This window comes from Pseudomonas sp. NPDC087346 (genome assembly GCF_044744235.1).
In the GTDB taxonomy this organism is placed as follows: domain Bacteria; phylum Pseudomonadota; class Gammaproteobacteria; order Pseudomonadales; family Pseudomonadaceae; genus Aquipseudomonas.
This window is the reverse complement of record NZ_JBIUXX010000009.1, coordinates 89743-104423: the sequence shown is the minus strand read 5'-3', so window position 1 is coordinate 104423 and position 14681 is coordinate 89743. Positions and strand designations below refer to the sequence as shown.

Here is a 14681-nt window from a genome sequence, read left to right as displayed (position 1 = left end):
AAAGGCATGAACAGCCACATCGATCTGGACGGCGCGTCGGTGCTGCATTTTGGACCGTTTGCGTTTCATTTACGCCAACGACTGATTCTCGACGGGGATCGTCAGTTGCGCATGGGCGGAAGGGCGCTCGACATTCTGCAGGTGCTGGTCGAGCGCGCCGGTCGAGTGGTCAGGAAGGAGCAATTGATCGCATGGGTGTGGCCGACGTCGGTGGTCGAAGAGATCAACCTGCGGGTGCACATCGCCGCGTTGCGCCGCGCATTGGGCGATGGTGAGAATGGTCAGCAATACATCGTCAACGTGCCGCAATGCGGTTACTGCTTTATTGCCCCGGTGCATGGCGACAGCGTCGCCCAGGTGGTGTTCGAAACATTGCAAGCGCCGCAACACAACCTGCCTGCGCGATTGACTCCGGTGACGGGGCGCGATTCGTTGGTGGGCAGTCTGGTGCGACAGTTGCCGCTGTGCCGGCTGATGACGGTGACCGGCCCGGCGGGTGTCGGCAAATCCACGGTCGCGCTGCGTGTCGCTGAGCTGCTGTTGCAGCATTATCGAGACGGCGTGTGGCGGGTGGATTTTTCGACCATCGACGACACGGCGCCGGTGCTTGAACAGCTATTGCACACGCTCGACACGACGCTTGAAACACTGATCACAAGGCATGCCTTGCTGGTGCTGGATAACTGCGATCACCTGCGAGAATCCTGCCGTGAACTCGCGGAACAACTGCTGCAGTCAGCGCCGCGCCTGTCGTTGCTGGTGACCAGTCGTGAACCGCTGCAAGCCAGCCTGGAAACCCTGCATCAACTCACCGCGCTCACTTTTCCCAAAGTCTGCGCGCTGCACAGCGTCGACGAATTCATGGGCTATTCGGCAGTGTGCTTGCTGGTCAGCCGCGCCCGTGCCCGCCAGCACGATTTTGTTCTACGTGATCAAGACCTCAACGCCGTGCGGGAGATCTGTCGACGGCTCGACGGCTTGCCGTTGGCGATCGAACTGGCGGCGGCGCAGATCGATGCGCTGGCGCTGGTGGGGTTGCAGGCGCAACTGAATAAAGGTCTGCAATTGCTCAGTCAGGGCCGACGTACGGCGGTGCCGCGTCATCAGTCGATGAGCGCGGCGCTGGACTGGAGCTATCAGCTTTTGAGTGACAGCGAGCAACGGGTGCTGCAACAGCTGTCGGTGTTCAAAATGTCCTTCACTCTTGAAGTAGCGCTGAGCGTTATTCAGTGTGCGCAACAGACATCAACTACGCTGGCAGCGATCATCGAGCAACTGGCCGAAAAGTCATTACTGACGGTGGAGCGGGGCGCGGAACCGATGCGCTATCGGATGCTCAACACCACGCGCCATTTCGCCCGAGAAAAGCTTGAGCAAAGTGCCGATCTGAACGACATTCTGTGCCGGCATGCGCTTCATCTCGCCTGGAAGCGCTCGACTTCAGTTGTGCAGTTGACCGCGCAACTGGTCGAGCAATAAGCGCACCTTGCGCAGATCCGGGGTGGCATAACCTTCGGTGAAGCGCTGATAGATCGGCGCAAGCAATTGCTGAGCCTCGCGATAGCGCGCCTGCCGTTGCCAGAGCTGCGCCAGGGATGTGGCACTGCGCAGTTCCCAGGCGAGGGCGCCCTGGGTTTTCGCCACGGCCAAGGCTTGCAGCAGGAGGGTTTCGGCTTGTGCAGGTGCAGTGATCGCACGAATGCTTTCGCAAGCAGGCTCGCTCCCACAGGAAGCACGCAAATCCATGTGGGAGCGAGCTTGCTCGCGAAAGGGGCCTTCAGAATTTTCAGCCAACAACCGCTCAGCCTGCGCCCGCAATATCTCCGCCGAACTCCAACCCGCAGCACCACTGCGTGCCCGTTCAAGCAGCGCATCATCAACAAACCTGCTGTCGAGCGTCACCATCAGCTCCTTGATCAGCCCGCTACCATCCGAGGTGACGGGCTGAACCTGATCCGCATCGATGACCTGCGCGTAGTGCTGTCCCCAACGATGAAACAGCAACACCGAATGCTTCTGCGATTGCTCCAACAGAAGTTGCAACAACGCCTGAGCGTTCTTCCGGTCACCGTTGTAATGGGCGATGAGGCAACTGGCGAGCGCCAGGGTGTAGCAGATCGAAGTGCCGTGGTTGATCTGCACCGCGATGTCCAGCGCTTGCCGGGCGGTGTGCCAGGCCTGATCGGGAAAACCTTGCAGCCAGAGCACTCGGGCGAGGATGGTCAGCGAGGCGACGCTCTGATCATATTGCACGCCGAAACCATGGGTGAACCGATTGCGATGGCCGCTGTGTGCCATACGCTGGATGACTTGCTCGGCGCTGATCCGCGCTTGCGGCTGATCGCCGGAAAAGTGCAAGGCCAGCACGCGTAGCCGATGCGTGCTCAATGACAGCAACGGGTCGCCGTGTCCGCCGAGGCGATCAAACTGCTCGCTTTGCGCCAGCGCCGCTTGATAGTTGCCGCAACTGAGATTGACCGCCAGATGACCGGATACTGCGCGCAGTTGTCCAGCGACATCGTGATTCTGTTGTGCGAGCACTTGGGCGCGAGTGAAGGCTTCGATGGTCTCCGGTGTGCCGCCCCAAGTGTGGTAACAAGCGCTGCCGAGCGCCAGATTCAGGGCGATTTCCAGACGCGGACAGGGTTTTTCCGCGCTTTCGAGCAGGCCCAGCGCCTGACGTACATGACCGCCATATTCCTTGAGCAGTGACAGCTCTTGCCACACGGGTGCCGAGTTCGCTGTCAGACGAATTCCCAGAGCCCGAGGGCCGGCGCCATTCAGGCCCCAGTCGAGCGCAGCGCGCAGGTCTTCCAGGCATCGTGCATGACGCTCGATCCACTGCGCGGTCGGCGTGCTTTCCCATTCACTTTGCGCCTGATCCATCAGCGCCAGACAACGTTCGGCATGGCGCTCGCGGGTGACCTCCAGCTCGCCCGCCAGCTCCAGCTGTTCCAGCGCGTAATGGCGCGTGGTGTCGAGCAGGCGATAAAACACCTCTTCATCGCCGACCTCGACATTGAGCAGTGACTTGGCCACCAGTTGCGTGACCGCGACCAGCACTTCGCCGGGCATCACATGTTGGCCGCCGATCACCGCAGCGGCAGACTCCAGGGTGAAGCTACCGCGAAACACCCCGAGACGACGCAAGCAGGTCTGCTCGCACGGGTTCAGCAGATTGAAACTCCAATCCAGCGTAGCGCGCAGCGTCTGATGCCGCGCATGGCTATCACGGATGCCGGGCGCCAATGGTTGCAGCGTGTCTTGCCATTGGCTGAGCAAACCGCTCAAACCGTGGCTGGCAACTTGCGCTGCCGCCAGTTCAAGTGCCAAGGGAATGCCGTCGAGGCGTTGGCAGATTTCGATTGCCAGCGGCAACTCGGCATCGCTCAATTCGAAATGCTCATGGGCAGCTGTGGCGCGCTCGACGAACAACTGCAAAGCGGCAAAGCCCAATGCCTGCTCGCGATCAGCCACGGCAATTGCCGGCGGGCAATCAAGCGACTCCAGGCGCTGCACAAACTCGCCCTCGGCACGCAGGCTCTCTCGGCTGGTGGCCAGAATATGGACGTGCGGTGCGCCGCGCAGAATGTTTTCGCTGAGCAGCGCCACGGCATCGATCAGGTGTTCGCAGTTGTCGATCACCAACAGCATTTGTCGTTCGCGCAAGGCGTTGATTACCGCTGTCAGCGGCTCGTCATCGTGCACTGCCACATCCAGCAGGGTCGCCAGTTGTGAGCAGATCAGTGCAGGGTCGTTGAGCGGCGCCAGATCGAGCCAGCGAATGCCGTCGCGGTAGCGCCCGATCAATTGTTCGGCGACCCGTAGGGCGACAGTGGTCTTGCCGATGCCGCCGGGGCCGATCAGAGTGATGCAGCGTTGGCGCGGCAGTTGGTTCATCAAGCTGTCGACCAAGGGCTGGCGTCCGATCATCCGTGTACGACGCAACGGCAGGTTGTGGCGGGCAACGGTTTTGGCGGCGGGTTGTTGCTCGCTGGTCTGCACGACCAGCGGCGCGACAAAACTGTAGCCTCGCTGCGCCACGGTGATGATGTAGCGCTGGCCGGCCTGGCCATCGCCGAGAGCCTTGCGCAGCGCCGCCATGTGCACTCGCAGATTGATGTCTTCGACCACGCTGTCGGGCCAGACACCGGCGATCAGTTGTTGCTTGCTCACCACCTCGCCGGCGTGGGCCAGCAGAATCAGCAGAATGTCCATGGCGCGCCGCCCCAGCCGCAACGGTTGCTCGCCTTCGAGCACCAGCCGTTGTCCGGTGAAGATCCGATAGGGGCCGAAGCCGATGGCCTGATTCGGGGAAAGACTCAACAACTCACTCCTGCGGTGATGCGCCGGGCCTGGCGAATAAACGCTGCGTGAATGCGCAGAGCGTCTATTGCTGGCTATCGGGGCATATTCCTCAGGTTTTGGCTGCCGTGCAACGGGTGGTTTTGGCGGACGGATCAAAACGTCGCGGGCCGTGTCCGGATCTCTTTGCTTTCACGCATTGCCTGACAGCGCCAGGCAAACGGGTTGATCCCCTCGCTGCGGGTAAAAATGTGGCAGAAATGCGCCTGATCGCAGAAGCCGCATTCGAGGCTGATTTGCGTCAGGCTCAGGCCGGTGTGACGAATCAACAGCTTGGCGCGGGCGATGCGTTGTTCACGAATCCAGTCCTGTGGCGACAGGCCGGTGCTGGCCTTGAACGCTCGGGAAAAATGGCTGCGCGACAACGAGCAGGCGCGGGCCAGTTCGGTGACTTCGAGGCTTTCGCCCAGACGTTCGAGGATCAGTTGTTTTACCTGTCGCTGCCGTTGTGGACTGAGGCCGCCAGTGTGCGGCTTGCGGATTTCGCTGGCAGGGGCGAGGGCGGTGGTTTGCTGAGAGAGAGCCATGGCCAAGGTCCGTGTCGTGGGGGAACACCCGGTTGGCGCGTTCCCGCGGGTCAAAAAACAACGCTGCGCAGAGGCCATCATTGTTAGAACGGGGCGTGGACGCTGACGAGTTAAACGTTGTTAATTCGCATCCACGGGCGGGACGCAAACGGCCATTGATCGCGTAAAGTGCAAGCACTTGCGTCTGGCCGGCCACAGAAGGAATTCGAGCCCATGAACCGTAATGATCTGCGCCGCGTTGACATGAACCTGCTGGTGATTTTCGAAGCGCTGATGTTCGAGAAGAACCTGACCCGCGTCGCCGAAAAACTGTTTATGGGCCAACCGGCGGTGAGCGCGGCGCTTGGGCGTTTGCGTGACCTGTTCGATGATCCATTGTTGTTGCGCAACGGCCGCAGCATGGAGCCGACCGCCCGCGCCTTGGCGATCCTTGAAGAGCTGCAACCGGCGATGGACGTGATTTCCGGCGCCGTCAGCCGCGCCAAGGAGTTCGACCCTGCCACCAGTTGTGATGTGTTCCGAATCGGCCTGTCGGATGACGCCGAGTTCGGCCTGTTCCCGCCGCTGCTGCGTCAGCTTCAGGAAGAGGCGCCGGGGATTGTCGTGGTGGTGCGCCGGGCCAATTATCTGTTGATGCCAGCGCTGTTGGCGTCCGGGGAAATCTCCGTTGGCGTCAGCTACACCACGGACTTGCCGGCCAATGCCAAGCGCAAAAAGCTGCGCGATATTCCCTGCAAGGTCCTGCGCGGCGATGATCGTCCCGGGCCGCTGACCCTCGACGAATACTGCGCGCGTCCGCACGCCATGGTCTCGTTCTCCGGGGACTTGAGCGGCAACATCGATGTGGATCTGGCCAAGGTCGGTCGTTCGCGCCGCGTGGTGCTCGGTGTACCGCAATTCAGCGGCTTGCGCGCCTTGCTCGCAGGCACCGAAATGATCGCCACCGTGCCGGACTACGCCGCGTGTGCACTGGTCGAAGGTTGCGCGTTGCGCGCTGAAGACCCGCCATTCCCCATCGATGCGGCGCAACTGTCGATGGCCTGGAGCGGGGTACACGACAACGACCCGGCAGAACGCTGGCTGCGCTCGCGGATCAGCCAGTTCATGTCCGCCACGCTGGACATCCCAACGGCATAACGCTGTCGCACCCCCACCACATTCTCGAATTCATACAGAGCCCATGTAGGAGCTGCGGCACGCTGCGATCTTTTGATCTTGATCTTGAAAGGCAAAGTCAAAAGATCGCAGCGTGCCGCAGCTCCTACACGGGGCGTGTTTCTCTGGGGAAGTGAGCACGTACGTTCAATTTTTCTTCACCCGCCATTGGCATGATTCAGGTCGATAAGAATTCAAGGGTGGGGTTCATGGACGCTTTGCAACGGGATGAACGGGCGCGGGACGTCGGTTTGTTGTTTCTGCGGGTCAGCGCTGGCCTGTTTCTGCTGTTGGTTCACGGCTTGCCCAAGCTGTTGGACTTTGATGCACAACTGCAACAGATCGAAGACCCATTCCATCTCGGCGCCCACCTCACGTTGTGTCTGGCGATTTTCGCCGAAGTCCTCTGTCCGCTACTGATCGTCGGCGGGGTGCTGGCGCGATTGGCCTGCTTGCCTATTCTCTTTGTTCTGCTGGTGGCGCTATTGGTCGTGCATCCGCAATGGACTGTGGCCGAAGGGCAGTTCGGCTGGCTGCTGTTGATCCTCTTTACCAGCATCCTCATCGCCGGCCCCGGACGGCTGGCGCTCAATGTCCGTCTACCCGGAGTGTTGCGTTATGTCTGAAGCCCAAACCTTAAAAGCGCCGGGGTTCGATGAGATCGTCACGCTGATCGTCAAACACCAGGTCAAGGCCGGTTTTGAAAAAGACTATGAAGCCTGGCTGCGCAACATCGTCAGCGTCGCGGGGCAGCGCGAAGGGCATCTGGGCGTGGACGTGGTGCGCGGCAAGCGTGGCGGGCTCGACACCTACACCTGCGTGCTGCGCTTTTGCTCCACCAACGCCATGCAGCAATGGCTGGAGTCGCCCGAGCGCCAGGCATTGGTCGACAAAGCCACGCCGATGCTCGCCGACGGTGACCAGACCGAGGTCGCCCCGGTCAACGAGTTCTGGTTCGCGCCACTGGCCGATGCCGCCAAGCCACCGCCGCGCTGGAAGCAAGCAGTCATCACGCTGCTGGTGATTCTGCCGCACACCTTGCTGGTGCCGCTGATCTGGGGGCCGCTGCTGAAACTGCATCCACTGCTTTCCAACTACGTGGTCGCCACGTTCCTGATCACCCTGACCATCGTTGTATCGGTGGTGTACGTGTTCATGCCCCGCGTGACGCGCTTGTTCGCGCCGTGGCTGGAGGCCGGTCAGGCCCATGAACACGTCGAACCCAAACAAACACCGTCACGCTGAACCCCCACTTATGTCGAAGGAACTGCGATGAACGCCGATCTGATTCTGTTCAATGGCCAATTTCATACCGTAGACCGCAGCAAACCGCTGGCCAGTGCGGTCGCGATCAAGGACGGCCGCTTCGTGGTCGTCGGCAACGATACCCAGGCGATGGCCTTGCGCGACTCGTCCACGCAAGTGGTCGACATGAAGGGCCGCTGCGTCATCCCCGGCCTCAACGACTCGCACTTGCACCTGATCCGTGGTGGCCTGAACTACAACCTCGAACTGCGTTGGGAAGGCGTGCCATCGCTGGCCGATGCGCTGCGCATGCTCAAGGAACAGGCCGACCGCACGCCGACCCCGCAATGGGTGCGCGTGGTCGGTGGCTGGAACGAATTCCAGTTCGCCGAAAAGCGTATGCCGACCCTTGAAGAACTCAATCAGGCCGCGCCGGACACCCCGGTATTCGTCCTGCATTTGTACGACCGCGCACTGCTCAATCGCGCCGCGCTACGAGTAGCCGGTTACACCCGTGACACGCCGAACCCGCCGGGTGGCGAGATCGTTCGTGATGCCAACGGCAACCCGACCGGTATGCTGGTCGCACGGCCGAACGCAATGATCCTCTACTCAACGCTGGCCAAAGGGCCGAAGTTGCCGCTGGAATATCAGGTCAACTCGACGCGGCAGTTCATGCGTGAACTCAACCGCCTCGGCCTGACCAGCGCCATCGATGCCGGCGGTGGTTTCCAGAACTACCCGGACGATTATCAGGTGATCGAACAGTTGGCCAAGGATGAGCAACTGACCATCCGCATCGCCTACAACCTGTTCACTCAGAAGCCGAAAGAGGAGCTCAGCGACTTCCAGAACTGGACCGGCAGCGTCAAGTTGCATCAGGGTGACGACTACCTGCGGCACAACGGTGCCGGCGAGATGCTGGTGTTCTCCGCTGCCGACTTCGAAGACTTCCTCGAGCCGCGCCCGGACCTGCCGCAAACCATGGAGCAGGAGCTGGAACCAGTGGTTCGTCACCTGGTCGAGCAGCGCTGGCCGTTCCGTTTGCACGCGACTTACAACGAATCGATCAGTCGCATGCTCGACGTGTTCGAGAAGGTCAATCGCGACATCCCGTTCAATGGTTTGCCGTGGTTCTTCGATCACGCCGAAACCATCACCCCGCAGAACATCGAACGGGTGAAAGCGCTGGGCGGCGGTATTGCGATTCAGGATCGCATGGCGTTTCAGGGTGAGTATTTCGTCGACCGCTACGGCAAGCAGGCCGCCGAAGCCACGCCGCCGATCAAACGCATGCTCGCCGAAGGGGTGCCGGTTGGCGCCGGCACCGATGCGACGCGGGTTTCCAGCTACAACCCGTGGACCTCGCTGTACTGGATGGTCAGCGGCCGCACCGTCGGTGGGCTGGCCTTGTACGAAGAAGGTCTGCCGCGCACCACCGCTCTGGAATTGTTCACCCACGGCAGCGCCTGGTTCTCCTCCGAACAGGGCAAGAAGGGCCAGATCAAGGTCGGGCAACTGGCGGATCTGGCCGCGCTGAGCGCGGACTTCTTCCATGTCGAGGAAGAAGCGATCAAGTGGATCGAGTCGGTCCTGACCGTGGTTGGCGGCAAGATTGTCTACGCCGCCGACGATTTCGAAAAACTCGGCCCGGCCAGCGTGCCGGTGCTGCCGGACTGGTCGCCGGTGGTGAAAGTCCCGGGTCACTGGCGCCCGAACTCGCCATTGCAGGCGCAAGTGCATCAGTGCAGCGGCCCATGCGCAGTGCACACCCACAGCCATGAAAAGGCGCGGATGTCGAACGCGCCGGTCAGCGACTTCGCCGGTTTCTGGGGCGCGTTCGGTTGTTCCTGCTTCGCCTTCTGATCAATACCAAAAAGCGCCGGCCACTCGGTACGGCGCTACGTGCAACATCCACCCAAGGAGTTTCCCATGAGCAACGTTCCTTACAAACGTCTGAACAAAGATGACGCGGTTGTACTGCTGGTCGATCACCAGACCGGCCTGATCTCGCTGGTGCAGGACTTCTCGCCGAACGAGTTCAAGAACAACGTGTTGGCGCTGGGCGACATCGCCAAGTTCTTCAAACTGCCGACCATCCTCACCACCAGTTTCGACGCCGGCCCGAACGGCCCGATCGTGCCTGAACTGCGCGAGCAATTCCCGGACGCGCCATTCATTCAGCGTCCAGGCCAGATCAACGCCTGGGACAACGAAGACTTCGTCAAAGCGATCAAGGCGACGGGTCGCAAGCAACTGATCATCGCTGGCGTGGTGACTGACGTATGCGTGGCATTCCCGACCCTGTCGGCTATCGCTGAAGGTTTTGAAGTGTTTGTGGTGACTGACTCGTCCGGCACCTTCAACACCACCGTGCAGCAAGCAGCGTGGGCGCGCATGTCGGCGGCTGGTGCGCAACTGATGAACTGGTTCTCGGTGGCTTGCGAGCTGCAAGGTGACTGGCGCAACGACATGGAAGGCTTGGCGAATCTGCTGTCGAACCGTCTGCCGAACTATCGCAACCTGATCGGTAGCTACACCAAGTTCACTGCCAAGTAAGAAGATCAAAAAATCGCAGCGTTCCGCAACTCCTACAGGGAAAATGCATTCCAACTGTAGGAGCTGCGGAACGCTGCGATCTTTCGCTTTTAACGCTTCTGCAACCACCCCAGAAACCCACCTTTCCTCACTGGCGCCGGCATAGCCATCAACGCCAGCCGACTGTTCTGCTGTCGCACCGCCTGCAACTTGTTCAACGCCTGCCCGACTTCGCTGCGCTGTTCCATGCACTGGCGAGTCAGGTTCTTGTCGAGGCGATAGATGATGCTCGACGTCAACGCCGTAAAAGTCGCCTGCGATGGCGTGTCGGCAAGAATGCTCTGCTCGCCCATGACCTCGCTCGGCCCCATGCGTCCGGCCTCGGTCTGGTTGTTGCCATCGGGCACGGTTGCGCTGACCACGCCGGTCGCGATCACAAACAGGCTGTCCGGCACCTCGTCGAGATTCAACACCACCTGGCCCGCCGTGTATTGCTGCGCGACCATCGATTCAGCGAGGCGATCGCGTTCTTCATGGCTCAGCGAACGGAAGATTTTCACTTCATCCAGCAAAGCCCGGGCGCGGGTCGAAGGCTGGATCGTACCGTCCGGGTGCCGCGAAATACCCGCCGCTTCGAGATGACGGTGGGCGAGGTCGAACAGTTGATTGCGCACTTCGCTTTTCTTGCCCAGTTCGGCGATGAATCCGCTGGCAATGTACTCGGACATTTCTTCGCCAGCCTCTTTCAACACGGCTTTCGGCGGCGGGTTCAACAGCAGACTGCTGCTGCCTTGCAGCGTGCGGTCGAGCGCATCGAGTACCCGGCGCGGGCGAATGTGGTTCGGCACCTTGATGCTGATCGACACGCCGTGCAGGTTGGTCGGACGGCTGAGATTGACGATTTTCGCTTTGGCCGCCACCGAGTTCGGCACCACGGCGAGCGTGCCGTTGCTGGTCAGCAAGTGCGTGGCGCGCCAGTCGATGTCGAGCACTTTGCCCTCGACGCCGTCGATCACCACAAAATCGTCCACCTGATACGGCTTGGTGGTATTGAGCACGATGCCGGAAAACACATCACTCAAAGTGCTTTGCAACGCCAGACCGACCACGATGGCGACCACGCCGGACGTCGCGAGCAGACCTTTGACTGGCAATTCCAGCACGTAACCGGCGGCGGCAACGATGGCCACCAGAAACACCAGCGCACCAATCACGTCCTGCAACAAGCGACCGCTGTGACCGATGCGGCGCATCAGAATCAGACCGATCACTTCGGTGAGCACACGGGCGGCGTACAGCCACCAGACAATCCCCAGCGCCGTCGCGCTCAGTTGCATCACTTGATCATCGGCAAACAGCGGCGCCTGTATCGGGCTGACGCCGGCGTTGATGATCAGCGTGCTGAACGCCAGAAACAGCGCCAATCGCACCCCGACCCGCAGTGCACGATGACTGAACGGCGCGAAATGCCAGAGCGCAGCGTCGAGCAAGAGCAGGGCGGCACTCCAGGACAATGGGTGGTTGAGAAGGAACATGGCGGACTCCGGATGCAGGTGAGCTTGTGTGGAACAGGTTTTTTTTGTGGAGTCGGGGCTTTTGTGGCGAGGGGATTTATCCCCGTTGGACTGCGCAGCAGGCCCTTTTCCGGGGTCGCTACGCAACCCAACGGGGATAAATCCCCTCACCACAAAAACGGCATTGCCACACTTGGCGGTGTGGCAATGCATGGGGACTCAATTCAGATGAGTCTTCAACTCAGCCGCAGCCTGACGCACCGCAGCCTTCACCTCAGGAATCTGGCTCAACGGATTGAGCAACCCAAAGTCATGAATCATCCCGTTGTAACGCACCGCCGTCACCGGCACCCCGGCCGCATCCAGGTGGCGCGCATAGCCTTCACCTTCGTCACGCAGCACGTCGAATTCGGCGGTCTGCACCAGCGCGGCAGGCAAGCCCTTGAGCTGTTCGGTGCTGGCATTGAGTGGCGAAGCGTGGATCTGCGCGCGCTCGGTCGGGTTGGTGGTGTAGCTGTCCCAGAACCACTGCATCATGCCTTTGGTGAGGAAATGGCCCTCGGCAAATTGCTGGTACGAACCGTCGTCGAACTGCGCGTTGGTGACCGGCCACATCAGCAACTGGAAGCGCAGGGCCGGGGTTTTCTGTTCTTTGGCCATCAGCGCCACAACCGCCGCCATGTTGCCGCCGACGCTGTTGCCGGCGACTGCCAGACGCTTGCCATCCACGCCGATCTGCTTGCCGTTTTCCGCTACCCACTTCGTCGCGGCGTAAGCCTGATTGATCGCGGTCGGGTACTGCGCTTCCGGCGAAGGCGTGTAATCGACGTACACCGCAACCGCGCCAGAGCCCACCACCAGATCACGAATCAGACGCTGGTGCGTCGGGAAATCGCCCAGCACCCAACCGCCGCCGTGGAAGAACATGAACACCGGCAACTCGCCTTTGACCTTGGCTGGACGCACCACTTTCAGGTTGATGGTCTGGCCATCGACCTTGATCGCCTTGTCGCTGACTTCAACCCCGGACAGATCAACTTTCACCGAAGCCTGCGCGCCGGTCAGCACCGCACGGGCATCTTTCGGGCTCAGTTGTTCAAGCGGTTTGCCACCGCCAGCGGCGAGGGCTTCGAGGAAGGCCTGGGTGTTGTGTTCGACACCCGGGCTGCCAGCGGCGAATGCATTGCCGATGGACAGCGCGAGGAGGGAAGCGGTCAGGGTTTGTTTGATGTTCATGCTCAATTCCTTTTTCGATCAGTTTTTGTGTGGGGTTGTTTTCAAACCGTGAGCACAGATTAATGATGTGTCGAAAAGTGAAAAAGCGGCTATAAAGCGTTTAACTGTCCACCAGAGAGTGACAATGAACCCGTTCGAAGACATGCGTATTTTTTGTCAGGTCATGGACTCCGGCAGCTTCACCGCTGCCGCCGATCAATTGGGCCTGTCCAAGCAGTTCGTCAGCCGCCGTTTGATGCAACTGGAAGAGCGTCTCGGCGTTCGATTGCTCAACCGCTCGACGCGCCGCCTCGACGTGACGCCGCTGGGCCAGAGCTATTACGAGTCGGCGCTGCGCCTGCTGAGCGAAGTCGAACATGTCGAACAGAGCATCGCCGGCCAGACCGCCGAACCACGCGGGACTATTCGCGTGAGTGCGCCGTTGTCGTTCGCGCTGGCGCATCTGGGCTGTCTGCTGCCGTTGTTCTTGCAGCGCTATCGCGAGGTCACCGTCGAAGTCGATCTCAGCGACCGGCCAGTGGATCTGCTCGGCGAAGGTTATGACCTGGCGCTGCGCATCGGTGTATTGGAAGACTCGACGCTGATCGCCCGACGCATTGCATCCATCGAACGGGTGTACTGCGCCAGCCCCGCGTATCTGGCAGAACGCGGCACGCCGCAGAAACCGGAAGATTTGCTCAGCCATGACTGCTTGCCTTACGGCCACGGGCGTTCGGTGCAATGGCGCTTCGACGCCGGGCAGGGCAAGCCGCTGCTGGTGAATGTCAGTGGGCGTATGCGGGTCAACAATGGTGAGCTGCTGCGCGATGCGGCGGTGGCGGGGATGGGGATTACCTATCTGCCGACGTTCATCGTCGGCGCAGCGCTGAAGGACGGACGACTGCTGCCGGTACTCGAAGACTTCCGCCCGGAGCCCCTGACATTGTCGGCGGTATACCCGCAACATCGCCAGGCATCACGACCGGTGCAGGCGTTGATCGAATTTTTGCGTGAGCGCCTCAACCAGACTGATATCAGCCTCTGACCCGAGCAGGTCGGCGGCTTACAAGTTCACAACATTCAGAATCTACGCGCTGATCTAGACTCGGGGCCGCTCAATCACGAGCAGTACCCGGAGTGCGCCATGGAAGTGCCCAATAATAAAAACGCCATCGAGAGCAATCGTCAGGCGTGGAATGACTCAGCTCGCCATCACCAGGATTCACCTGATTGGCAGGCCTTGTTGAATGAAGTCACGCAGGCGGATTTTTCCTGCCTCGACGATACGTTGCGTGGATTGCTGGAACAGGTCGGTATCGACGGCAAAGACGTCGTGCAACTTGGCTGCAATAACGGCCGCGAGAGTCTGTCACTGTTCAGCCTCGGTGCGCGGACGGTGGTCGGTGTCGATCAGTCCACCGGTTTCCTCGAACAGGCTCGCGAGCTGAACAACCGTTCGCCGCACAATGCCGAGTTCATCGAGACCGATATCCATCACCTGCCGGCCTCGTTGCAGAACCGTTTTGACGTCGCGCTGATCACCATCGGCGTGCTGAACTGGATGCCCGACATCGGCGAATTCTTCCGCCACGTCGCCTCGACCCTCAAACCGGGTGGACGGCTGGTGATCTACGAAACCCATCCGTTTCTGGAAATGTTCGATCCCGAGGCCAAAGACCCGTATCGCCTCGACAGCTCATACTTCCGCGAAACGCCATTCGTGCAGGAAGAACCGATTGTCTATGTCGGCAAAGTCGAACAGCAGGCAGCGAAATCCTATTGGTTCGTGCACACCCTCGGCGCGATTTTCAACGGCGCGATTGAAGCAGGGCTGAACATCGCCCACTTCAAGGAATACCCGCATTCGAATCGCGAAGAACTGTACGACCAGTACCTCAACCAATCAGCACAACTACCGATGTGCTTCACCCTGGTCGCTACAAAAATCTGATGATCGTTTGCGTGGCAACTGGCCCCATCGCTGGCAAGCCAGGCTCCCACAGGGTTTTATGTCGTACACAAATGCCGTGTACACCGAAGATCCTGTGGGAGCCTGGCTTGCCAGCGATGGCGGCTTCAGCGCCGCCACACTCACCACTCCCACAGGGTTTTGTGTCGTACA

General features: G+C 60.5%; 12 protein-coding genes. 8 read left to right on the top strand and 4 right to left on the bottom strand.

The features are described from left to right. The first annotated feature begins 6 nt into the window (after positions 1-6). Positions 7-1479 carry an ATP-binding protein gene (locus ACIOZM_RS07990; RefSeq protein ID WP_401211653.1) on the top strand — a complete coding sequence of 491 codons (1473 nt, stop codon included), beginning with the start codon at positions 7-9 and terminating at the stop codon, positions 1477-1479. Here ACIOZM_RS07990 and ACIOZM_RS07985 read toward each other — a convergent pair. Both ACIOZM_RS07985 and ACIOZM_RS07980 read right to left on the bottom strand, forming a co-directional pair. Beyond that, positions 1441-4326, bottom strand: a complete 2886-nt coding sequence (locus tag ACIOZM_RS07985) for an ATP-binding protein (RefSeq protein WP_401211650.1) — start codon at positions 4324-4326, stop codon at positions 1441-1443. The two genes, ACIOZM_RS07990 and ACIOZM_RS07985, sit on opposite strands and share 39 nt — an antisense overlap. Before the next feature lie 134 nt (positions 4327-4460). Next, positions 4461-4892 (bottom strand): helix-turn-helix domain-containing protein, encoded by a 432-nt coding sequence (locus ACIOZM_RS07980; RefSeq protein WP_401211647.1) that lies wholly within the window; start codon positions 4890-4892, stop codon positions 4461-4463. Between the two features lie 213 nt (positions 4893-5105). Between ACIOZM_RS07980 and ACIOZM_RS07975 the strand changes: the two genes are divergently transcribed. From ACIOZM_RS07975 to ycaC, 5 genes are all read left to right on the top strand, one after another. Beyond that, the gene (locus ACIOZM_RS07975) at positions 5106-6029 is read left to right on the top strand and encodes a LysR substrate-binding domain-containing protein (protein WP_401211644.1); all 924 of its coding nucleotides are present in this window, start codon (positions 5106-5108) and stop codon (positions 6027-6029) included. A gap of 227 nt (positions 6030-6256) precedes the next feature. Beyond that, positions 6257-6673 (top strand): DoxX family protein, encoded by a 417-nt coding sequence (locus ACIOZM_RS07970; protein WP_401211641.1) that lies wholly within the window; start codon positions 6257-6259, stop codon positions 6671-6673. Beyond that, entirely contained in the window at positions 6666-7292 is a 627-nt protein-coding gene (locus tag ACIOZM_RS07965; RefSeq protein WP_401211638.1) for an antibiotic biosynthesis monooxygenase, read from the top strand. The genes ACIOZM_RS07970 and ACIOZM_RS07965 overlap by 8 nt, the downstream gene beginning before the upstream one ends. 27 nt (positions 7293-7319) lie before the next feature. Continuing rightward, the gene (locus ACIOZM_RS07960; protein WP_401211635.1) at positions 7320-9158 is read left to right on the top strand and encodes an amidohydrolase; all 1839 of its coding nucleotides are present in this window, start codon (positions 7320-7322) and stop codon (positions 9156-9158) included. A gap of 66 nt (positions 9159-9224) precedes the next feature. After that, on the top strand, positions 9225-9851 hold the full coding sequence (gene ycaC, locus ACIOZM_RS07955; protein ID WP_401211633.1) for an isochorismate family cysteine hydrolase YcaC: 627 nt from the start codon (positions 9225-9227) through the stop codon (positions 9849-9851). Positions 9852-9940: 89 nt separating this feature from the next. On the opposite strand, the gene ACIOZM_RS07950 is transcribed toward ycaC, so the two are convergent. Continuing rightward, a complete protein-coding gene (locus tag ACIOZM_RS07950) occupies positions 9941-11365 on the bottom strand; it encodes a mechanosensitive ion channel domain-containing protein (protein ID WP_401211630.1) in 1425 nt (474 codons plus the stop codon). Between the two features lie 198 nt (positions 11366-11563). Further along, positions 11564-12580 (bottom strand): alpha/beta hydrolase, encoded by a 1017-nt coding sequence (locus tag ACIOZM_RS07945; protein ID WP_401211627.1) that lies wholly within the window; start codon positions 12578-12580, stop codon positions 11564-11566. A 124-nt stretch (positions 12581-12704) separates the two neighbouring features. Here ACIOZM_RS07945 and ACIOZM_RS07940 point away from each other — a divergent pair, with 124 nt between their 5' ends. Together ACIOZM_RS07940 and ACIOZM_RS07935 are read left to right on the top strand one after the other, a co-directional pair. Further along, positions 12705-13604, top strand: a complete 900-nt coding sequence (locus ACIOZM_RS07940; RefSeq protein WP_401211626.1) for a LysR family transcriptional regulator — start codon at positions 12705-12707, stop codon at positions 13602-13604. A 99-nt stretch (positions 13605-13703) separates the two neighbouring features. Further along, complete coding sequence (locus ACIOZM_RS07935; protein ID WP_401211624.1) at positions 13704-14510, top strand: class I SAM-dependent methyltransferase; 807 nt, start codon at positions 13704-13706, stop codon at positions 14508-14510. Positions 14511-14681 lie beyond the last annotated feature (171 nt).